This is a genomic window from Leifsonia sp. Leaf264, from assembly GCF_001422325.1.
Taxonomy (GTDB): domain Bacteria; phylum Actinomycetota; class Actinomycetes; order Actinomycetales; family Microbacteriaceae; genus Orlajensenia.
On sequence record NZ_LMMR01000004.1, the window covers coordinates 218,706 to 239,571 of the forward strand.

At 70.4% G+C, this 20,866-nt stretch carries 22 protein-coding genes and 1 tRNA gene; 16 read left to right on the top strand and 7 right to left on the bottom strand.

The window, feature by feature from the left end:
- The first annotated feature begins 3 nt into the window (after positions 1 to 3).
- From ASF30_RS06435 to ASF30_RS06460, 6 genes are all read left to right on the top strand, one after another.
- Positions 4 to 429, top strand: coding sequence for a DUF1294 domain-containing protein (locus tag ASF30_RS06435; RefSeq protein WP_200918435.1), 426 nt, complete (start codon positions 4 to 6; stop codon positions 427 to 429).
- Between the two features lie 10 nt (positions 430 to 439).
- Positions 440 to 943: a phosphoribosyltransferase gene (locus tag ASF30_RS06440; RefSeq protein ID WP_055903535.1), complete on the top strand. Its 504-nt coding sequence runs from the start codon at positions 440 to 442 to the stop codon at positions 941 to 943.
- 158 nt (positions 944 to 1,101) lie between these two features.
- Positions 1,102 to 1,821, top strand: a complete 720-nt coding sequence (locus ASF30_RS06445; protein ID WP_055903538.1) for a Type 1 glutamine amidotransferase-like domain-containing protein — start codon at positions 1,102 to 1,104, stop codon at positions 1,819 to 1,821.
- A gap of 47 nt (positions 1,822 to 1,868) precedes the next feature.
- Positions 1,869 to 2,606: a uracil-DNA glycosylase gene (locus tag ASF30_RS06450; RefSeq protein ID WP_055903541.1), complete on the top strand. Its 738-nt coding sequence runs from the start codon at positions 1,869 to 1,871 to the stop codon at positions 2,604 to 2,606.
- Positions 2,607 to 2,639: 33 nt separating this feature from the next.
- A complete protein-coding gene (locus tag ASF30_RS06455; protein ID WP_055903544.1) occupies positions 2,640 to 3,218 on the top strand; it encodes a GNAT family N-acetyltransferase in 579 nt (192 codons plus the stop codon).
- 26 nt (positions 3,219 to 3,244) lie between these two features.
- Complete coding sequence (locus ASF30_RS06460) at positions 3,245 to 3,766, top strand: VOC family protein (RefSeq protein ID WP_055903547.1); 522 nt, start codon at positions 3,245 to 3,247, stop codon at positions 3,764 to 3,766.
- Here the strand turns inward: ASF30_RS06460 and ASF30_RS06465 are convergent.
- Complete coding sequence (locus ASF30_RS06465) at positions 3,716 to 4,540, bottom strand: SDR family NAD(P)-dependent oxidoreductase (protein WP_082467544.1); 825 nt, start codon at positions 4,538 to 4,540, stop codon at positions 3,716 to 3,718. The genes ASF30_RS06460 and ASF30_RS06465 overlap by 51 nt on opposite strands.
- A 119-nt stretch (positions 4,541 to 4,659) precedes the next feature.
- Between ASF30_RS06465 and ASF30_RS06470 the strand changes: the two genes are divergently transcribed.
- The 6 genes from ASF30_RS06470 to ASF30_RS06495 all read left to right on the top strand — a co-directional run bounded on the left by ASF30_RS06470 (position 4,660) and on the right by ASF30_RS06495 (position 11,189).
- On the top strand, positions 4,660 to 6,087 hold the full coding sequence (locus ASF30_RS06470) for an amidase (RefSeq protein WP_055903550.1): 1,428 nt from the start codon (positions 4,660 to 4,662) through the stop codon (positions 6,085 to 6,087).
- A gap of 116 nt (positions 6,088 to 6,203) precedes the next feature.
- Complete coding sequence (locus tag ASF30_RS06475) at positions 6,204 to 7,139, top strand: siderophore-interacting protein (RefSeq protein WP_055903553.1); 936 nt, start codon at positions 6,204 to 6,206, stop codon at positions 7,137 to 7,139.
- 15 nt (positions 7,140 to 7,154) lie between these two features.
- The gene (locus ASF30_RS06480; protein WP_055903555.1) at positions 7,155 to 8,207 is read left to right on the top strand and encodes a FecCD family ABC transporter permease; all 1,053 of its coding nucleotides are present in this window, start codon (positions 7,155 to 7,157) and stop codon (positions 8,205 to 8,207) included.
- Positions 8,204 to 9,274 carry a FecCD family ABC transporter permease gene (locus ASF30_RS06485; RefSeq protein WP_235480289.1) on the top strand — a complete coding sequence of 357 codons (1,071 nt, stop codon included), beginning with the start codon at positions 8,204 to 8,206 and terminating at the stop codon, positions 9,272 to 9,274. The genes ASF30_RS06480 and ASF30_RS06485 overlap by 4 nt, the downstream gene beginning before the upstream one ends.
- The gene (locus tag ASF30_RS06490; RefSeq protein ID WP_082467546.1) at positions 9,271 to 10,122 is read left to right on the top strand and encodes an ABC transporter ATP-binding protein; all 852 of its coding nucleotides are present in this window, start codon (positions 9,271 to 9,273) and stop codon (positions 10,120 to 10,122) included. The genes ASF30_RS06485 and ASF30_RS06490 overlap by 4 nt, the downstream gene beginning before the upstream one ends.
- Before the next feature lie 47 nt (positions 10,123 to 10,169).
- On the top strand, positions 10,170 to 11,189 hold the full coding sequence (locus tag ASF30_RS06495; RefSeq protein ID WP_055903558.1) for an iron-siderophore ABC transporter substrate-binding protein: 1,020 nt from the start codon (positions 10,170 to 10,172) through the stop codon (positions 11,187 to 11,189).
- A 66-nt stretch (positions 11,190 to 11,255) separates the two neighbouring features.
- On the opposite strand, the gene ASF30_RS06500 is transcribed toward ASF30_RS06495, so the two are convergent.
- From ASF30_RS06500 to ASF30_RS06520, 5 genes are all read right to left on the bottom strand, one after another.
- Positions 11,256 to 11,615, bottom strand: a complete 360-nt coding sequence (locus ASF30_RS06500; protein ID WP_055903561.1) for a hypothetical protein — start codon at positions 11,613 to 11,615, stop codon at positions 11,256 to 11,258.
- A 40-nt stretch (positions 11,616 to 11,655) separates the two neighbouring features.
- Positions 11,656 to 13,110: a dihydrolipoyl dehydrogenase family protein gene (locus ASF30_RS06505; protein ID WP_055903564.1), complete on the bottom strand. Its 1,455-nt coding sequence runs from the start codon at positions 13,108 to 13,110 to the stop codon at positions 11,656 to 11,658.
- A 51-nt stretch (positions 13,111 to 13,161) separates the two neighbouring features.
- Positions 13,162 to 13,995, bottom strand: coding sequence for an arginase family protein (locus tag ASF30_RS06510; RefSeq protein ID WP_235480290.1), 834 nt, complete (start codon positions 13,993 to 13,995; stop codon positions 13,162 to 13,164).
- Positions 13,996 to 14,091: 96 nt separating this feature from the next.
- Positions 14,092 to 14,164: transfer RNA gene (locus ASF30_RS06515), tRNA-Arg, on the bottom strand.
- A gap of 102 nt (positions 14,165 to 14,266) precedes the next feature.
- The gene (locus tag ASF30_RS06520) at positions 14,267 to 14,899 is read right to left on the bottom strand and encodes a hypothetical protein (RefSeq protein WP_055903569.1); all 633 of its coding nucleotides are present in this window, start codon (positions 14,897 to 14,899) and stop codon (positions 14,267 to 14,269) included.
- 71 nt (positions 14,900 to 14,970) lie between these two features.
- On the opposite strand from ASF30_RS06520, the gene ASF30_RS06525 reads away from it, so the two are divergent.
- Positions 14,971 to 16,644, top strand: a complete 1,674-nt coding sequence (locus ASF30_RS06525; protein WP_055904738.1) for an arginine--tRNA ligase — start codon at positions 14,971 to 14,973, stop codon at positions 16,642 to 16,644.
- A 26-nt stretch (positions 16,645 to 16,670) separates the two neighbouring features.
- Positions 16,671 to 17,447 carry an LmeA family phospholipid-binding protein gene (locus tag ASF30_RS06530; RefSeq protein WP_055903571.1) on the top strand — a complete coding sequence of 259 codons (777 nt, stop codon included), beginning with the start codon at positions 16,671 to 16,673 and terminating at the stop codon, positions 17,445 to 17,447.
- A 28-nt stretch (positions 17,448 to 17,475) separates the two neighbouring features.
- Here the strand turns inward: ASF30_RS06530 and ASF30_RS06535 are convergent, their stop codons facing one another.
- On the bottom strand, positions 17,476 to 17,772 hold the full coding sequence (locus ASF30_RS06535; protein WP_055903574.1) for an excalibur calcium-binding domain-containing protein: 297 nt from the start codon (positions 17,770 to 17,772) through the stop codon (positions 17,476 to 17,478).
- 352 nt (positions 17,773 to 18,124) lie between these two features.
- On the opposite strand from ASF30_RS06535, the gene lysA reads away from it, so the two are divergent.
- Positions 18,125 to 19,549 (top strand): diaminopimelate decarboxylase, encoded by a 1,425-nt coding sequence (gene lysA, locus ASF30_RS06540; RefSeq protein ID WP_055903577.1) that lies wholly within the window; start codon positions 18,125 to 18,127, stop codon positions 19,547 to 19,549.
- Positions 19,546 to 20,865, top strand: a complete 1,320-nt coding sequence (locus ASF30_RS06545; protein WP_055903580.1) for a homoserine dehydrogenase — start codon at positions 19,546 to 19,548, stop codon at positions 20,863 to 20,865. The genes lysA and ASF30_RS06545 overlap by 4 nt, the downstream gene beginning before the upstream one ends.
- The last annotated feature ends 1 nt before the right edge of the window (position 20,866 follow it).

A 20,866-nucleotide genomic window follows, 5' to 3' on the forward strand; every position in this document is an offset into this window, starting at 1 on the left:
GGCGTGAGCGCCACGAATGCGCGCCGGAGCGGCGTGCGGCATCCGTCGTCCACCGCCTCGACCCGTGGTCGGCGGCCGGAGGCGGCGGGCTGGATCTGGCTCGTCGCATTCGCCGCGCTCTACGTCGTGGCGTCTGTGCTGTGGTCGGTTCCCTTGGTCGTCGGCGTCGTCTACGTCGTCGCGAGCGCGCTGGAGTTCGTGCTCTACGGCGTCGACAAGCGCGCGGCAGTCGCCGGCGCTCGCCGCATTCCCGAGGCGACGCTGCACCTCGTCGCGCTGCTCGGCGGATGGCCGGGTGCCGTCGTCGCGCAGAGCGTGTTCAGGCACAAGACGCGAAAAGCCAGCTTCAGGCTGCGGTTCTGGGTGACCGTGATGGTGAACATCGTCGCCTTCGTGCTCGTGACGACGCCCGTCATCTTCGCTCGGTAGTGTCGACGGCATGACCTTCGATGCGGGCGACGCCGGAACCGACCAGATCGAGCGCGAGGTGCTCACGTGGGATGCCTTCCACCTGGCATCACGCGGACTCGCCGAAGACGTCCTGCGGAGCGGCTTCCAGCCCGAGGTCGTGATCGCCATCGCTCGCGGCGGCCTGCTGCTCGCCGGGTCGATCTCCTACGCTCTCGGCACCAAGAACTGCGGGTCGATCAACGTGGAGTTCTACACCGGAGTCGACGAACGCCTGCCCGAGCCGATCCTGTCCGGACCGATGCTCGATGCGCCGGCGCTCGCCGGCAAGCGGGTGCTGCTCGTCGACGACGTCTCCGACTCGGGGCACACGCTCGCGAAGGTCGTCGGCATCCTGCAGGATGCCGGATGCGATCTGCGAACGGCCGCGCTCTACACGAAGCCGCGTACGGTGCTGGTGCCGGACTTCTCCTACAAGGCCACGGACCTCTGGATCACGTTCCCCTGGTCGGCCGAGCCGCCGGTGACGGTGTAGCCGGACCGCCCTCTCGTACCTGTCGCCGCCGAACGAGTCATGCCGACCGGCGTCGCCGTCGATCGAGTAGTGCTCGGGCGCACTCGCGGTAGGTGCGCCTGACGACGGTGCGGGCAGGCAACGCGCCAGCGCCACCAGTGCGCCGTTAGGCTCGACGCATGAGTGTCCACCTGGTCGGCGGCGGTTGGTCGCCCGATTCCGCGCCCGAGGTCTACGGCGCCTTCGTCATCGAGGCGCTGGAGCGCGGGCTCGGCAGCGGGCGGGAGCATCCGCGCCTCGCGATCATCGTGGTGCGCACCGGCGACGGTGACGAGCACGCCCAGAAGCTCGTGACCGCCCTGTCAGCCGGCGGCACGTTCGACGCTCACATCACCGCTGTCGCCGAGGGGTCCGAGCTTCCGGCCACGGCGCTCTCCGACGTCGATGGCATCGTCATCGGCGGCGGTCTGACGCCGGCCTACAACGCTGCCGTCGCCCCGTTGGCCGGGGAGATCCGGCGCCAGGTCGCCGCCGGCGTGCCCTACCTCGGCTTCTCGGCGGGCGCAGCCATCGCGGCCGAAGGAGCCCTGATCGGCGGATGGCGCATCGGCGACGTCGCGGTCTGCCCCGAAGACGCGTCCGAAGACCTCGACGAGGTGACGGTGCAGCAGGGCATCGGCCTGCTCGACGTCTCCATCGACGTTCACGCCGCGCAATGGGGCAGCGTCTCGCGGCTGATCGCGGCGGCCGAGGCCGGACTGATCGACGGCGGCTTGGCGATCGACGAGGACACAGTCCTCGTCGTCGGCGAGGGCGGGCTCGTCGTCTCCGGTGCCGGCAGCGTCTGGCGTGCGATCCCCGCCGAGACCGGCGTTCTCGTGAGCACGCTCGGCGCCTAGGCCAGAGCCCGATCACCAGAGCACAGACCCGAGCCCGGCACAACAGCATGACCGACGCGGCGCTCTCGCTCCCCGAACTGGCCCAGGCCGGGCACATCGACCCGGGCTGGGCTGCGGCTCTCGCGCCCGTTGCCGACGATCTCGCGGTGCTCGGCGACTTCCTCCGAACGGAGACGGCGGAGGGCCGCGGCTATCTGCCGGCGGGCGAGAACGTGCTCCGGGCCTTCCGGGCGCCGCTGGCGGAGGTCAAGGTGCTCATCGTCGGTCAGGACCCGTACCCGACGCCGGGGCATCCGATCGGCCTGTCCTTCGCCGTCGATCCCGAGGTGCGGCCGATTCCGCGCAGCCTCGCCAACATCTACACCGAGTTGCGCGACGACCTGGGTGTACCCACCCCGCAGCACGGCGACCTGTCGGCGTGGAGCGACGCCGGAGTGCTGTTGCTCAACCGCGTCCTCACGGTGCGGCCGGGGGAATCCGGGTCCCACCGGGGAATCGGCTGGGAACGCGTGACGGACTGCGCCATCAGCGCCCTCGTCGCCCGGGATCACCCGCTGGTCGCCATCCTCTGGGGAAGGGATGCCGCGAGCCTGGCACCGCTGCTGGGCAGCACGCCGTCCATCGAATCGGCGCACCCGAGTCCGCTGTCGGCTCGCCGCGGGTTCTTCGGCTCCAAGCCGTTCAGTCGCGCCAACGCCCTGCTCAGGGAGCAGGGCGCCGAGCCCGTCGACTGGACGCTCCCTGACGCGACCGCGGACGACCTCGCCGTGCCCGCCCTGTTCTGACGTCGGCTCGACCGCTGGCGATACCCTGTCACCATGCTCGAAGAGGAATACCAGCCCCGGCGCACCCTCCCGCCGCACCTGCGCAAGCCGGCGGATGACGAGCCGCCGTTCGAGTACTCGATGCGCGACGCCAAGCCGGCCGATCTTCCGCACATCCGCGAGATCTACAACTACTACGTGCGCAACAGCACGGTCACCTTCGACACCGAGGCGATGACGCTGCGGGCGTGGAAGGCGAAGTACTCCTACCTCGCCAAGCTCGGGATGCCGTTCATCGTCGCCGAATCGCCTCGGGGCATCATCCTCGGCTACGCCCTCGTCGCCCCGTGGAAGCAGAAGCGCGCCTACAGGTTCACCGTCGAGAACTCGATCTACCTCGGCCCGGCGGCCGCAGGCAAGGGACTCGGCCAGGCGTTGCTCGGAGAACTCATCGAGAGGTCGAAGGCGGCTGGGCTCAAGGAGATCATCGCGGTGATCGCCGATCAGGGTGCCGATGCCTCGCTGCACCTGCACGAGAAGTTCGGCTTCAAGGAGATCGGCCGCATGGGCCGGGTGGGCTACAAGTTCGACCGCTGGCTCGGCACGGTCATGCTGCAGAAGAGCCTCAAGTAGTCCGGAACCGGTGAAGGGCTGACGAGATGGGCGAGTCGAACGATTCGGTGGCTCCGGCGGTCGGACGCGTGCTGCAGTTGCGGGTCGTCGTCGAGGCCGACGACTTCGAACAGGCCCTCGCGTTCTACCGCGACGCCCTCGGCATGCCGCAGCAGGAGGCCTATGAGGGCGACGGCGGTGCCAGAGTCGTCATCCTCGATGCCGGTCGGGCCACCCTCGAGATCGCCAACCCGGCGCAGAAGCGCATGATCGACGACGTCGAGGTCGGTCGACAGGTCGCTCCGCGCATCAGGCTGGCGTTCGAGGTGGCCGATGCCGTCACGGTGTCCGAGGACCTCGCCGCGGCCGGCGCAGCCGTCGTCGCACCCCCGGTCCGCACGCCGTGGCGGTCGCTCAACGCCCGCTTCGATGCGCCGGGACAGCTCCACATCACAGTGTTCGAGGAGCCGGACGCCGAGACCGCAGTCGCGATTGATGGCACGGCCACGGCGTCGGGGTCAGCGACGCCGACCCGGAGTAGTGGCTCGTCCGAGCGCCGTCAGCAGTGAGCGCTTCGGAACCAGTCCGACGAGCGAGGCGCCGGCGGCATTGCCGGCGCCGCTCACGATCGACGGCGGAGTGGAGCGGGCGTCGAGGGCCCTGAACGCCGTGTCGATGACCTGTTCAGCCGTCTGCGGGTTCTTGAAGAACAGCTCGCCGTTGCCGGCCACCTCCGTGAACTCGGTCGCCGTCGGTCCCGGGCAGAGAGCCGTGACCTTGAGACCGGTGCCCTTCGCCTCGTACCAGAGGGCCTCGGTGAGGCTGAGCACGTACGCCTTGGACGCCGCGTAGACGCCCATGAACGGAACCGGCTGGAACGCCACGGTGCTCGCGACGTTCACGAGCGCGCCGTTGCCGGGCGACGTGCGGCAGTGCGCCGTGAGAGCACCCCAGAGGCCACGCGACAGCATGGTGAGTGCTGCGACGTTCAGTTCGACCTCCTGGTGCATCCTGTCGCCGTCGATCTCGCCGAAACGACCGTAGCTGGCGAACCCGGCGTTGTTGACGAGACTCCCCACACGGATGCCGCGACGCTCGATATCGCCCACCAGCTCGTCGACGGCGCCCTGCCGCGTCAGGTCCATCGGGATGACCGTCGACTCCGCGCCGTAGCGTTCGGCGAGATCGACGGCGAGAGCCTCGAGGCGCTCCTGGCGACGCGCGACGAGCACCAGATCGGCGCCGCGTCGGGCGAACTCATGCGCGAAGGCCACCCCCAGCCCGCTGCTCGCGCCCGTGATGACAGCGGTGGATCCCATGGGGTCGAAATGCTGGCGTGCCATGCGTCGAGCCTACGGCTCCAGGCTCCTCAGTCGGCGTGGCGCGAGGGCGCCCGGGGCGGACGCGCCCCGGGCGGCGGTGCCTCCGATGGCGGCGACAGCGCCCCGCTAGGCTCGGCGCTGTGGGGGAACTGCATGAATACACGGCGATCGAACAATGGACACTGCTGCAATCGGGGGAGACCTCGCCGACGGAGCTGGCCCAGCACTACCTCGAGCGCATAGCGCGGCTCGACGGCGGGATCGGCGCCTTCGCCACGGTGACTGCGGATGCGGCCCTCGAGCGTGCACGTCTGTTGGAGGCATCCGACCGTCGCACAGCGCCGATCTGGGGGCTGCCTGTCGGAGACAAGGACCTCTGGCGGCGCGCCGGCGTGCCGACGGGATTCGGTTCGAGGCTGTTCTCGAACTACGTGCCCCGGACGTCGGACCCCATCGTCGAGGCCATCGACGCGGCAGGAGCCGTGAGCCTGGGAAAGACCGCCGCGCCGGAGTTCGGCCTGCCCTCCTACACCGAGAGCCTCGCCACCGGGGCGACCCGGAACCCGTGGGACACGGCACTCGGCGCAGGCGGATCCAGCGGTGGGGCGGCAGCGGCGGTGGCGGCCGGCCTGCTGCCCTTCGCTCCGGGATCCGACGGTGGCGGATCCATCCGCATTCCGGCAGCCGCCTGCGGACTCGTCGGACTCAAGCCGTCGCGCGGACGGGTCCCGTCGCAGAGTGGCATCGAGTCGCTCGGCGGACTCGTCGTCGCGGGACCGATCGCCAGGACCGTGACGGATGCCGCCCTCCTGTTCGACGCGTTGGTCCGGCCCGACGGTGGTCGCCCCGCGCATCCGTACGCCCTGCGGGCTCCGGGGGAGGACGGGCCGTTCCTCGCCGCGGCGACGCGTGGAGAGGGCCGATTCCAGCTCGGCGTGATGACGACGTCGGCGTGGGACAGCGCACACGACGTGCTCGTCGAGCCGGAGGCTCTCGCCGCCCTCGACCTCGCCGTCGAGCTGTTCGCGACCATGGGGCACGGGGTCGAGCAGACAGCCCTGGAGCCCGACGAGAGCTACGCCCCGGCCTTCCGCACCCTGTGGCAGGCCGGTGCAGCCTCGATCCCGGCCGAGACTCCGAAGCAGCTCGCCCTGCTCGAACCGCTCACGAGATGGCTGGTCGGCCGCGGGCGATCGCTGCAGGCACGCGAGCTGGCGGAGGCCCTCGGCGTGCTGACGGCCTTCGAGCGGTCGCTCATCAGGCAGCTCTCGTCCTTCGACGCCGTGCTCACGCCGGCCCTCGCCATGACACCGCGTCCCATCGGCTGGTACGACGAATCCGACGGCGACAGGAACTTCGTGCAGCAGGTGCTGTACACGCCGTTCACCTCGATGATCAACGTCTCCGGACTCCCGGCGATTGTGCTCCCCGTGCACCAGACCGAGAGCGGCCTGCCGATGGGGGTCCAGTTGATCGGGCGACCCGGAGGAGAGGCGACACTGCTCGCCCTCGGAGCCCAGCTCGAGCGTCGGGTGCGCTGGCAGGATCGGCATCCGCCGGTCTGGTGACGGCGGCGGCCGGAGCGGACCGACTCGTGTTGATGCGCCTTGCCGGGTGAGGCTCTGGGGTCGCGGGCGGGCCGTACGGTTCGACCATGCCGGGACGCGTGTGTAAGACTTAGGTAATGCTTACCTCACCGACTCGGTCCGAGGCTGTCGTCGAACCGCGGCCCGCGTATCGCGCCTTCTCCGCGACAGTGAGCGCAGTGCGGCGTCTGAGCCCGCACTTCGTGCGCATCACCTTCCAGGGAGCTGAGCTGGCCGACTTCGGCACGGCCGGCCTGGACCAGCGCGTGAAGATCGTCCTCCCGCTCGCGGACTCGGGCTTCGCGCACTTCCCGCGCACGGTCGAGTGGTACCGCGACTGGCGCGAGCTGCCGGAGGAGCAGCGCAACCCCTTCCGCACCTACACGGTGCGAGCAGTGCGACCCGGCCTGCGAGAGGTCGACGTCGACTTCGCCATGCACGGCGAGACCGGACCGGCCTCGGCGTGGGCGGCTTCGGTGCAGATCGGCGACGAGTCTCTCATCGTGGGACCCGACGACCGCAGCCCCGGCCGCACCATCGGCATCGACTGGCGTCCCGGCGATGTGCGCACGGTCCTGCTCGCCGGCGACGAGACCGCTGCCCCGGCCATCTGCGCCATCCTCGAGAGCCTGCCGGCCGACGCTCAGGGCTGCGCCATCATCGAGATCCCGACTGCGGGTGACGTGCTTCCCGTCGCGGCGCCGGCCGGAGTCAGCGTGCGCTGGCACCCCCGTGGCGGCGGAATCCCGCAGGGCGGCGCCCTCATTCCCGCCGTGCGCGACTGGACCGTGCGCAAGGTGCAGGGCCACCCCGACGACGCCCCGACGCCGCTCGACGACATCGACGTCGACCGCGAGATGCTGTGGGACGTGCCGGAGGGCCACAGCCTCGATGGGGAGTTCTACGCCTGGATCGCCGGAGAAGCCTCGGTCATCAAGACCCTGCGCCGGTTCCTGGTGAGCGAGGCCGGTCTCGACCGACGCTCCGTCGCCTTCATGGGCTACTGGCGCCTCGGCCGCGCCGAGCTCGACTGACGTGACGCGCCTGACGTGACCACGACGAGCGTTGCGGGAGTCGCTCCCGCCCTCACCGGCGCGCGCCGACGACGCCTGCTGCGCTGGGGCGTCTTCGCCGCATCCGTCGTCGCCCTGATCATCGTCGTCATCGCCAGCCTGACCATCGGAACCAGGGCCGTGTCGCTGGCCGACGTCTGGAACGCCCTGGTCGCCCCTGTCGCGGGCGATGTCGACCACCTCGTGATCCGCGAGCTGCGGGTGCCGCGCACTGTCATCGGGATCATGGCGGGCGCTGCTCTCGCTCTCGTCGGCGCCGTGATCCAGGGCGTCACCCGCAACCCGATCGCCGACCCCGGACTTCTCGGCATCAATGCCGGGGCATCGCTCGCCGTGGTCGTGGCCATCTCGGCCCTCGGCATCTCCGACCCCGACGGCTACATCTGGTTCGCCTTCGTGGGGGCCGCAGCGGCGGCGATCGTGGTGTTCGTCATCGGGTCGAGCGGGCGTGACGGTGCGACCCCCGTGAAACTCGCCCTCACCGGTGCCGCCGTGATGGCGACGGCGACCCCGCTCATCACCCTGATCCTCATCTCGGACCTCGACACGCTCAACCAGTACAGGTTCTGGTCCGTCGGCTCGCTCGCGGGCCGGGAGCTCGCCACCGCCGGCGCGCTCTGGCCGTTCCTGGCGGTCGGACTGGTACTGGCCCTGATGCTCGGGCGGCGGCTGAACCTGCTCGCGCTCGGCGACGACGTGGCACGCGGACTCGGCGAACGCCCGGCCGTCACGCAGGTGCTGGCCGCGCTCGCCGTCATCGTGCTCGCCGGCACGGCGACGGCACTCGCCGGTCCGATCGCTCTCGTCGGTCTCGTCGTCCCGCACGTGGCGCGACGCATCACCGGCCCCGACTACCGCTGGATCCTGGCGTACTGCCTCACCCTCGGCCCCATCCTGCTGCTCGCGGCGGACGTCATCGGGCGCGTGCTGGTGGCGCCGGCCGAGCTCGAGGCCGGAATCGTCGTCGCCTTCATCGGCGCCCCCATGCTCATCGTCATCGTGCGCCGCGCCAGACTGGCGGGCATGTGAGCGCCGCGACGGGCCTCGATGCCAGCACCATCGAGCTGGGCATCGCGACGGTGTCGGCGGGGCGGATGCGCCGTCGTCGCCGGAGCATCGTCGTGGGTGCTGCGCTCGGCGCCGTGGTGCTTGCGGGCGTCATCACGGCGCTCTCGCTGGGAGCATCGGGACTGTCGCCGGCCGACATCATCGCCACGCTCGTCGGACAGGGAACGCGAGTGCAGGAGCTCATCGTCTTCAGGCTGCGGCTTCCGCGGGTGACGACGGCGGTCGTCGCCGGGGTCGCCTTCGGCCTTGCCGGCGCCCTGTTCCAGACCACGCTGCGCAACACCCTCGCCAGCCCCGACATCCTCGGCGTCACCGGGGGAGCGAGCCTCGCCGCCGTGTTCACCCTGCTCGTGCTCGGGCAGAACGGCGTCGCCCTGGGCGTCGCCGCCTTCGTCGGTGCCCTGGGGATCGCCGCGCTGATGTGGGCGCTCGCCTGGCGCGGCGGCCTCGTCGGCTACAGGTTCGTGCTCATCGGCGTCGGACTGGCGGCGCTGGTGCAGGCAGCCCTCGGCTACCTGTTGACGCGCGCCGACGTGCGCGACGCCTCGTCGGCGCTGGTCTGGATGATCGGCGGCATCGGCGACGCCAGCTGGCCAGAGGTCGGCACCGCAGCGGTGTGCCTCGTCGTGCTGCTCCTGCTCGCAGTCATCCTGTCGAGACGGATGCCCGTGCTCCGACTGGACGATGACACGGCGCAGTCCCTCGGAGTCGACAGCACCCGCTCCCGGGCCGCCGTCATCGTGCTGGGCGTCGGACTCGTCGCCGTCGGCACGGCGCTCGCCGGACCCGTCGCCTTCGTCGCCCTCGTGTCGGCGCCCATCGCGCGCTCCCTCGTGCGCAACGGGGGAGCGGCCCTCGCCGCATCAGCCCTCGTCGGCGCCGCCGTCGTCGTCTTCGCCGACATCATCGGCCAGCACGCGCTGCCCGGCGGGCTGCACGTGCCGGTCGGAATCATCACGGGGCTCATCGGCGCCCCGTACCTGCTCTGGCTCATCGCAGCCGGCAATCGGAAGGGATCAGACGGATGACATCCGCACCCCAGCCCCATCCCGGCGCGGAGCCGGAGAACCGGCAGCGCGACCCGCACGAGCTGCGCGCCGAGACCGTCTCGCTCGGCTACGACGGTCGCACCATCGTCGACGAGCTGAGCCTGGCGCTGCCAGACGGTGCCATCACCGTCATCGTCGGTCCCAACGCCTGCGGTAAGTCGACACTGCTGCGGGGCTTCGCGCGGCTGCTGCGTCCCACCTCCGGTTCGTTCTCCCTGGACGGGCGCGACATCGCCGGGCTCTCGCCACGCGAGGTGGCCAGGGTGGTCTCGGTGCTCCCGCAGCAGCCGGTGGCTCCGGATGGCGTTCTCGTGTCGGATCTCGTGGCCCGGGGACGGCATCCGCATCAGGGCTGGTTCCGCTCCAGGTCGAGTGACGACGACAGGATCGTGGCGGAATCGCTCGCAGCGACGGGAACCCTCGACCTCGCCGATCGCCGGGTGGAGGAGCTCTCCGGAGGCCAGCGCCAGCGGGTCTGGATCGCCATGGTGCTCGCTCAGCGCAGCGACATCGTCCTGCTCGACGAACCGACGACGTTCCTCGACGCCACCCACCAGCTCGAACTGCTCGACCTGCTCACCGACCTCAACCGGGAACGCGGCGCAACCGTCGTCATGGTGCTGCACGACCTGAACCTCGCCGCTCGCTACGCCGATCACCTCGTCGTGATGGCCGAGGGGGCCATCGTCGCGCAGGGGACGCCGTCCGAGGTCATCACGGCCGAGATCGTGCACGCGGCATTCGACCTCGAGTGCGTCGTGACGACGGACCCTGTGGCCGGATCCCCGCTCGTCATCCCCATCGGACGGCACCACCGCGCCGCCTGATTAGGGTAGGCTACCCTAAACACCCCCACTTCTACCGGGAGACCTCCATGCCCTTCAGACCCCGCATCCGCCACGTGGCCATCGCTGCAGCCGCAGCGGCCGCCCTCGTCCTCTCCGGATGCGCCGCCTCCCCTTCTCCCGCTGAGACGACAGCCGCCTCCGGCGATGCCTTCCCGGTGAGCCTCAAGTCGAACTTCGGCACGGCCGAGATCGACGCAGCACCCACCCGCGTCGCCACCTGGGGTTGGGGCAGCACCGAGGCGGCCCTCGCCGTCGGCGTCGTGCCCGTCGCGATGGCCCAGCAGAGCTACGGCGCCAACGCCGACGGTGTCCTGCCCTGGGTCGCGAAGAAGCTCGACGACCTCGGTGTCGAGACGCCGACGGTGCTCACGGACGACGGCGAAACCGTGCCGTACGAGGAGATCATCGAGGCCGAGCCCGACGTCATCCTCGCCCCGTACTCCGGCATCACGCAGGAGCAGTATGACACCCTGAGTGACATCGCTCCCGTCGTCGCCTACACCGGTGATGCCTGGACCACCCCGTGGCGCGATGTCATCTCGACGGTCGGAGAGGCCCTCGGCAAGACCACTGAGGCCGATGCGGTGCTCGCGGACCTCGACAAGACCCTCGCCGACCAGGCGGCAGCACACCCCGAGCTCGACGGCAAGACCATCGCCGCGGTCTGGGACGTGGGCGGAACGTTCTACGTCTACAAGTCGGCCGACCCGCGCGTGGAGTTCCTCTCGGCACTCGGCCTCGAGAACGCCCCGGCCGTCGACGAACTCGACAACGGTGCCGCGCCGTTCTACTTCACGCTCAGCTACGAGCAGCTCGACAAGCTCGACAGCGACATCATCCTGAGCTACTCAGACACCCAGGCGGAGGCCGACGCCTTCCTCACCACCCCGACGACGATGGCCCTGCCGGCAGTCGGCCGTGGAGCCGTCGCCCAGGTCGTCGGAACCGAGTTCATCGCGGCAGTGTCCCCGCCGACCGCGCTGTCGTTGACCTGGGGCCTGGACGACCTCGTGGCATCGCTGAGTGCGGCGGCCGACAAGGCCTGACGCCTCGCAGTCCAGACGTGCCCCGCCCCGAACATCGGGCGGGGCACGTCTGCGTTGACGAGCGACCTACCGCAGGTAGCCGCCCTTCTCCAGGCCCGCCTCGATCTCGAAGCGGTTCCTCAGCGGGTCGCGACCGGCGAACAGGTAGAGCACGGGCATGAGGAAGCCGTAACGCTGCCACTGGCGCTTGTGCACGGCCTCGTGTTCGAGCACGGCATCGGTCACGTTCTGGCCCGTGAGGTAGCAGCCGCCCACGCAGACGCCGCCCCGGCGGTAGGCCCAGCCGGGCAGTCCGCGGAACACCCACAGCCCGGCCCGCTTCTCGACCCGGCCGGTGCTCCAGATGAAGCCCCAGACGAAGCCGACGGTGGTGCCGTAGAGATAGCCCCACCGGCTGAACCTGGAGTCGAAGAGGATGCGCTTCATGGCATCAGCCTAGGTCGCCGCCGATGCGCATCCCTCGGGCTCAATCCTCCGCCGTCGGACGACCGTAGGCCTCGAGCAGCCGCAGCCAGACCTCGCTCATCGTCGGGAACGCGGGGACGGCGTGCCAGAGACGCGGGATGGGCACCTCACCGACGATCGCGATGGTCGCGGCATGCAGCATCTCAGCGACATCGGGGCCGAGCAGGGTCATGCCGACGATGGTCTCGTGGTCGAGATCGACGATGGCGCGCACCTGTCCGGTGTAGTCATCGGCGTGCAGGCCGGCTCCCGAGACTGTGCCGAGGTCGTAGTCGAGCACCTTCACCCGCAGGCCGGCCTTCTCGGCGGCATCCGCCGTGAGTCCGACGCTCGCGACCTCCGGCTCGGAGAACACCACCGACGGCACGGCCCGATGGTCGGCCGTGGCGGCGTGCACTCCCCACGTTCCGCCATCCTGGGCCAGGCCCTTCGCGCGCGCGACGATGACGTCGCCGGCCGCGCGCGCCTGGTACTTCCCCTGGTGCGTCAGCAGCACGCGGTGGTTGACGTCGCCGACGGCGTAGAGCCAGCCGCCGTCGAGTTGCGGATTGCCGTGCGCGAGCACCCGCAGGGTCTCGTCGACCTCGAGCCAGCCGCCGACCTGCAACCCGATGGTCTCGAGTCCGAGGTCCTCGCTGCGCGGGGTGCGACCCGTGGCGACCAGGATCTCATCGGCGACGAGCGCGGTTCCGTCGTCGAGGACGTACTCGACCTCACCGGATCCGTTGCGGCTCGCCGACGCGATGGAACGGCCGAGGTGCACGGATGCCTCACCCTCACGCAGCGCGGCCACGACGGCCTCGCCTGCGAAGGGGTCCAGCCCGCCGAGCAGGCCGCTGCGGGCGATCACGGTGACCTCGGTGCCGAACGACACGTAGGCCGTCGCCATCTCGGCCGCGACGACGCCGCCGCCGAGGATCGCCAGGCGCTTCGGGACCGTCTGCACGCCCGTCGCCTCGCGGCTGGTCCACGGCTCGATCTCGGCGAGTCCCGGGATGTCGGGGATGAGCGCCGCCGAGCCCGTGCTCACGACGACGGCGTGCCGGGCGGTGAGCGCCGTGACCGAGCCGTCGGGCCCCGTCACCGAGACCGCGCGCGGGCCGGTGATGCGGCCGTGGCCGCGCACCAGGTCGACGCCGATGCCCTGCAACCACTCGACCTGGCCGGAGTCGTCCCAGTCGCTCACCCAGTAGTCGCGGCGCTTCAGCACGGCGGCGACGTCGATGGATCCGGTCACGGCCGCCGACGCCCCGCCGACTCGCCGGGCCGCGGTGATCGCCGCGCCGGGGCGCAGGATGGCCTTCGAGGGGATGCAGGCCCAGTACGAGCACTCCCCGCCGATGAGCTCGGCCTCGACGATGACGACGGACAGTCCGCCGGATGCCGCCCTGTCCGCCACGTTCTCGCCCACGGGGCCGGCACCGATGATGATGAGGTCGTACTCACGCGTCGTCATGGCGGCAGCCTAACCGGCCCTCCGGAGGGCCGGGAGTGCTTGACAGCGCGTTCAGCCGCGGGTGAGTGCGCCGATGATCCGCAGGATGGCGGGCAGGTCGTCCGCGGCATCCGCCGGTGTCGCCGGAGCGAATCCGGCGATCGTCGCCCCGGCCAGTGTCGCCTCGGACCTCACCGCGGCGATCAGCGTCGTGAGAGTCTCGACGGAGAGACCGAAGGGCTCGGGATAGTCGAGCCCGGTGATCGCAGCCGGGTCGAGCACATCAAGGTCGATGTGCACGTACACCCGTCTCGCACCGGTGGCCCTCAGCGCGGCGATGAGCGCATCCGGAGTCGACAATGCGTCGACGTCGAGTGAACTGATGCCGTTCCCGGCGATGTACAGCTCCTCGCCCAGGTCCACGTCACGGACGCCGGCGAGGACGAGCCTGTCCGTACGCACGCGTGAGCCCTCCGGGGGCACGAGGTCGGGAGCACCGTCGCCGAGAAGCGTGCGCAGCACCATGCCGCCGAAGCCGCCGGACGGGCTCGACTCGGGGGTGTTGAGGTCGGGATGCGCGTCGAACCAGATCACGGCGAGGTCGTCGCCGGATGCCGCAGCGTGCTCGACGGCCGCGAGCGAGACTGCGCAGTCCCCGCCGATCACGACCGTCGTCCCGCTGGCCTCGGCGAGGGTCTCACGCAGCCGGTCGCGCACGCGCAGCACGGAGGAGTAGCGGGCGATGCCGGTCTCGAGGGACTCACCGGCGCCGATCGGTACCTCGACCGAGCGGGTCGCGGCAGACGGCAGGTCGCCGCGGATGGCATCCGCTCCGTCGATGAGTCGCATCGCGCGGGCCGATACCGACCCCTGCCACTGGGGAACCACTATGAACGTCGCCGGCACGATCCCAGTATGGCCCTTCGGCGCGAGTACAGGTCGGAGCACTGCGCCCCCAACGAGAGAACGCCCGATCCATGACGGATCGGGCGTTCGTCTCAGTGCCCCCGGAGGGATTCGAACCCCCGACCTTCGGTACCGGAAACCGGCGCTCTATCCCCTGAGCTACGGAGGCGCACTCGAACGAGAATACCCCATGGGCGAGGCCGCGGATGCCGCTGCCGGGCGACCGCCGGAAGCCGTCGCCGGCGCGGCCCTAGCCCGGTCCGACGGCCCGCTACTGCAGGTGCTGCAGGGCGGGCTCGATGAGCTTGCCGGCGTCGCCGGGCTCGAAGAACGCCGACGACCGTGCCACCAGCCAGTAGCCACCCTCGGTGAACACCTGCACGGTTCCGACGTCCTGGGCCTGTGAGAAGAATCCGTCGACGGCCGGGGGAGTGCCGTAGGTGGGCACGGCGCTCATCGTGGCGGCCGCCGACTGCTTCAGGGTCTCCAGCTGGGTCGCGTCGGGGTGGGCGACGGCGACCTCGATGAGCTCGCCGCTGGTCTGGTTCGTCCAGCCGCAGGCGATCCCACTCGCAGCAGCGGCCTCGGCGATGACGGTGTCGGGGGTCGGCGAGTAGTCGGGGGCAGTGCCCACGTTCGGGTTGTACTGGTAGATGTCATCGGGAGTGAGCAACTGGTCGCAGCTCAGCGTGACGGGCGTCGGCGTCGGCGTGGGCGTCGCCGTGGGGGTGCTCGACGGGTCGGTTGACGGGTCGGTCGACGGCGTGCTGGTGGCCGTCTCGGAGGGTGCCGATGTCGACGGAGTCGCTCCGCCGCCGTCCGACGCGCAGCCCGCGAGAAGCCCGGCGACCAGCACGGCGGGCAGGAGGGCGACGAGGCGGGCGCTGTGCAGACGGCTGGGCATGGGCAGAACCATATCAATGCCGACAGCCGCCGAAGCTGAGCGAACCGCGCCCGACGGTAAGATCGATGTTCGTGACTCCGCTCGAACTCTCCCAGGCCCTCTTCGACCAGGTGAACTCCCTGCTCGAACGACGACGCGCGGCGGGCTCCGACGCCGACGTGACGGTCGAACCCGGCGATGTCACGCTGGAGCGCCCGAAGAACCGCGACCACGGTGACTGGGCGTCCAACATCGCCATGAGGCTCGCGAAGCGGCTCGGCATGAACCCGCGCGAGTTCGCCGCCGAGCTCGCCGAGAGCATCCGCGACGTCGACGGGATCGCCTCCGTCGAGGTGGCCGGGCCCGGCTTCATCAACATCCGCCTGGATGCCGCAGCCGCCGGAGCGCTGGCGAAGACCATCGTCGAGGCCGGCGCCGAGTACGGCCACAGCAGCACGCTCTCCGGCTCCGTCATCAACCTCGAATTCGTGTCGGCGAACCCCACGGGACCACTGCACATCGGCCACACCCGTTGGGCCGCCCTCGGCGACTCGATCAGCCGGGTGCTGCGCGCCGCCGGGGCCGACGTCGCCAACGAGTACTACATCAACGACGCCGGCAACCAGATGGACAACTTCGGCCTGTCGATCCTGGCCGCCATCAAGGGCGAGCCGACGCCGGAGGGCGGCTATCCGGGCAGCTACATCGCCGACCTCGCCACCCGCGTGATCGAGCGCGAGCCGAACCTGCTGGAGCTCGGTGACGCCGAGGCGCTCCACGTGGCCCGCGAGATCGCCTACGAACTGCAGCTCGGCGAGATCCAGGCCTCGCTCGAACGCTTCAACGTGCACTTCGACGTCTTCACGAGCGAACGCCGCCTGCACGCGCCTGACGACAACGGCGTGAGCGCCATCGACACCGCCGTGGAGCGCCTGCGCGCCCAGGGCCACGTCTTCGACGAAGACGACGCCGTGTGGGTGCGTACGACAGACTTCGGCGACGACAAGGACCGCGTCATCCGTCGTGGGAACGGCGTCTACACCTACTTCGCCGCCGACGCTGCGTACTACCTCGACAAGGGCGACCGGGGCTTCGGCCACAAGATCTACCTGCTCGGCGCCGACCACCACGGCTACGTCCACCGGCTCAAGGCACTCGCCGGCGCCGCGGGCGACGACCCCGAGACCGACATCGAGGTGCTGATCGGCCAGCTGGTCAGCATCAACGGCGCGAAGCTGTCCAAGCGCGCGGGCAACATCATCGAGCTCGACGACCTGCAGGCGTGGCTCGGAACCGATCCGCTGCGCTACACGCTCGCCCGCTACCCGGCCGACTCGCCGCTCACGATCGATCCCGAGATCCTCAAGCGCCGCACCAATGACAACCCCGTCTTCTACGTGCAGTACGCGCACGCCCGCACCGCGGCCGTCGCACGCAACGCCGAGGCCTCCGGGGTCGACCGCGGCGTCTTCGCCCCCGAACTGCTGGAGCACGAGACCGAATCCGCGCTTCTCGGAGCGCTGCAGGAGTTCCCGCGCATCGTGGCCCAGTCGGCCGAACTGCGTGAGCCGCATCGAGTCGCGCGCTACCTCGAGGAGGTGGCCGGGCTGTACCACCGCTGGTACGACAACTGCCGCGTCATCCCCCTCGGCGACGGCGCCGTCGAAGACGTGCACCGCACCCGCCTCTGGCTGAACGACGCCACGGGAACAGTCATCCGCAACGGTCTCGACCTCCTCGGAGTCTCGGCACCGGAACGCATGTAGCGCACGTCACGACCGGGGGAGACGCCATGACGACTGTCGATGCACCGAAGACCAGGAAACGCTGGCCCATCGTGCTGGCCGTCGTGCTCGTGGTGGTGATCGGTGCGCTCTTCGGCGCCTTCTTCATCGCCGACGCCGTCGCCCGCGACACCGGCGAACGCCTCGTCGCGCAGAAGTTCGCCGAGAAGCTGAACGCGCAGGACGGCGCCGACGTGGATGCCGACGACATCGACGTCACCATCGGCGGCGCCAGTGTCATCGCGCAGTACCTCAGTGGAACGTTCGAGTCCGTGCAGGTCGACGCCGACGACATCGCCCTCGACGGCGCACCCCTCAACGTCTCGATCCAGGCCAACGGCGTCCCGACCGACCTGAGCAAGCCCGTCCAGACCGTGAGCGGCGCCGTGGCCTTCGACCAGGCCGGGCTCGACGCGCTGCTGGCGAAGAACGGCACGGATGCCGACATCACCCTCGGCGATGGAACCGTCAGCTACACGGCGTCGCAGACCTTCATCGGCATTCCGCTGAGCTTCACCCTGACGGCGGTGCCGTCGACCACCGAGGACTCCCTCGTCTTCACCCCGCAGTCCGGGGAGCTCGCCGCCGGTTCCACCTCGATCGACATCTCGGGGCTGATCGACACGGTCCTGGCCGACAACACCGTCTCGTTCTGCATCGCCGACCAGATTCCGGCCGGGGTGACCCTCACCGGCGCGGCGGTCTCATCGGACTCGGTCACCGTCGGATTCGCGGCGAAGGACCTGGTCATCGCCGACCTTGCCCAGACGGGAACCTGCTCCTAGAGGCTCGATCCGCGCGCAGTGATCGCGGTCAGCGCTTCTCGCAGGCGATGCCGTCCTTGTCGCGGTCCGACTTCGTGTTCTTGGCGTAGACGGCCGCGCTCTTCGTGAAGGTCGTGACGGGCTTGCTCGTCCCCGTCACCTTGTCCTTCGCGCCGGGCTTGCCGACTCCGTGCTTGTAGACCTTGTTCAGCTCGGTGCAGTTCTTGTAGGACTTCGCTGCGACGGCGGGCACCGACGCGGGCGCGCTCGCCTGAGCTGCCTGCAACGGCAGCACCGTGAGTACTGCGGCGACGGCGAGGGTGGCGAGGAACTTCGGGGTCTGCATGCTGCGCGCTCCAGGGCTGACTGCGCCGGTCCGGGTGCACGGCGTCGCACGACCCTAGCGCGGTGCCGGCTGAGCGTTCGCCGCATTTCGGGCGTCTCGCCCCGAACTGGGGTCGGACATGGCTGTGGGCGGATGCCGCGGGTGTCGTCGCGCATGCGCTGCAGGATGTCCCGCCGTAACGATTGCGGCAGACGGCCGTCATCGATTCGTAGGCCGGGAAGGCGACTCGATAGACTCCTCAGGTATTCCGCCCTGACGATCGGGCGACTGCCGTCACGGCTTCAGGGACCAATCCGGGTTCGCTCGCCGCGCAGTGTCATCCGTCTTTCATCCCCACTGCGAGGATCCTTTAGTGGCCACCCGTCCCTCCGCCCCTGCGTGGCTCGATGTCCCCGTAGACGCGAACGCGCTGGCCGACGGCGTCTGGCCCGACTCGGCCGCCCGCGACGACGACGGACGCCTCGTCATCGCCGGCGTCGACGCCGTGGAGCTCGCCGCACGGTTCGGCACCCCGCTCTACGTCACCGACGAGGCGCAGGTGCGCGCCCGCGCCGTCAGAGTGCTCGACGCCTTCGGCACCGCCTTCGCCGGGATCGGGGCATCCGTCGCCGTCTACTACGCGGGCAAGGCCTTCCTCTCGACCGAGGTCGCCCGCTGGGTCGCCGACGCCGGGCTCAACATCGACGTCTGCTCGGGAGGCGAGCTCGCCGTCGCCCTCGCCGCCGGCATCGATCCGGCACGCCTCGGGTTCCACGGCAACAACAAGTCCATCGCTGAGATCGAGCGCGCCGTCTCCGTCGGCGTCGGCACCATCGTCATCGACAGCAGGGTCGAGATCGACCGGGTGGCGGATGCCGCAGCCAGAACCGGTCGCGTGCAGGCCGTGAGGCTCCGCGTCAACAGCGGGGTGCACGCGCACACCCACGAGTTCCTCGCCACCGCTCACGAGGACCAGAAGTTCGGCGTGCCGCTGGACGACGCCCCCGAGCTCGTCGCGGCCATCCGCGATCGTGGCGGACTGCGCTTCCTCGGCCTGCACTGCCACATCGGCTCGCAGATCTTCGACGCCGGCGGATTCGCCGAATCCGCGGCCAGGCTCATCGCCGTTCACGCGGAACTCCTCACCGGCGGCGACGTGCCCGAGCTCAACCTCGGCGGCGGCTTCGGCATCGCGTACACCTCCGCCGACGAGCCCACGCCCATCGAGCGGATCGCCGCCGGCATGGCCGAGGCCGTCGGCGCCGCCTGCTCGAGCCGCGGCATCCCCGTTCCCCGCATCGCCATCGAGCCCGGCCGCTACATCGTCGGCTCCGCCGGCATCACCCTCTACGAGGTCGGAACGGTCAAGCCCGTCGAGGTCGACGGCGGCGTGCGCACCTACGTGAGCGTCGACGGCGGCATGAGCGACAACGCCAGGCCCGCGCTCTACGGCGCCGACTACTCGGCACGGATCGCGAGCCGGGTGACGGATGCCGCCCCAGCCCTCGTGCGTGTGGCCGGCAAGCACTGCGAGTCTGGCGACATCGTCGTCGACGCCGACTACCTGCCCGGCGACGTGCGACCCGGCGACCTGCTCGCCGTCGCCGCGACGGGTGCCTACTGCTGGTCGCTGGCCAGCAACTACAACTATCTCGGTCGCCCGTCCGTCGTCGCCGTGCGCGACGGCGCCGCGCGCATCATCGTGCGCGGTGAGACCGAGGCCGATCTCCTCTCGCGCGACGCCGGCATCCCGCTGCCGACGACGGCCGGGACGGACGCACTCGAGGGAGCCCGATGATCGCCTACCGTTCACTGCGCGTCGCCCTGCTCGGCGGAGGATCCGTCGGAGCCCAGGTCGCACGCTCGCTCCTCGAGGATCGCGAGGAGCTGGCGCACCGCATCGGTGCCGGCCTCGACCTCATCGGCATCGCCGTCCGCGATGTCGACGCGAAGCGCAGCGTCGACCTGCCCCGCGAGTTGCTGACGACAGACGCCGAGAGGCTCATCCTCGGCGCCGACGTCGTGATCGAGCTCATGGGCGGCATCGAGCCCGCCCGCAGCTACATTCTGCAGGCCCTGAACTCCGGAGCCGACGTCGTGACCGGCAACAAGGCGCTGATCGCGACGCACGGCCCTGAGTTGTTCGCCGCCGCCGAGCAGGTCGGCGCGCAGCTCTACTACGAAGCAGCCGTCGGCGGGGCCATCCCGATCATCCGGCCCCTGCGCGAGAGCCTTGCTGGAGACCGCGTCAACCGCATCCTCGGCATCGTCAACGGCACGACCAACTACATCCTCGACCGCATGGACCTGCAGGGCGACAGCCTCGAGGACGCCCTCGCCACGGCCCAGGAGCTCGGCCTGGCCGAGGCGAACCCGAGTGCCGACGTCGACGGCTACGACGCCGCTCAGAAGGCCGCCATCCTCGCCAGCCTCGCCTTCCACACCGAGGTATCGGTCGATGACGTGCACCGGGAGGGCATCACCGCCGTCACGGCGGCGCAGATCGCCTCAGCCGCGCACTCGGGCCACGTCGTGAAGCTCCTCGCGATCTGCGAGCGCCTGATCGACCCCGACACCGGAGCCGAGGGCGTCTCGGTGCGGGTGTACCCGGCCATGGTGCCGCGCAGCCACCCCCTCGCTGCCGTGCACGGTGCGAACAACGCCGTGTTCGTCGAGGCCGAGGCGGCCGGCGCCCTCATGTTCTACGGTGCTGGCGCCGGGGGAGTGGAGACCTCCTCCGCCGTCCTCGGCGACCTCGTCTCGCTCGCCCGCCGTCACGTCCTCGGCGGCCCCGGGCTCACCGAGTCGAAGCACGCCGGCCTGCCTGTGCTCGAGATCGGCAAGGCCACGACCCGCTACGCCGTCACCCTCGACGTCATCGACGAGCCCGGAGTACTCGCAGCCATCGCCGGCATCTTCGCCGAGCACGGCGTCTCGGTCGAGACCGTCGAACAGTCCGTCGCCACGGCATCCTCCGGCGGGGAGTCCACCGCCATCCTCGTCATCGGCACCCACGGAGCCCGGGAGGCCGCGCTCGCCGCGACCGTCGCGGACCTGGCCGCCAACCGCGTCGTCGCCCGCGTCGCATCCGTCCTCCGAGTTGAAGGAGCGTAAC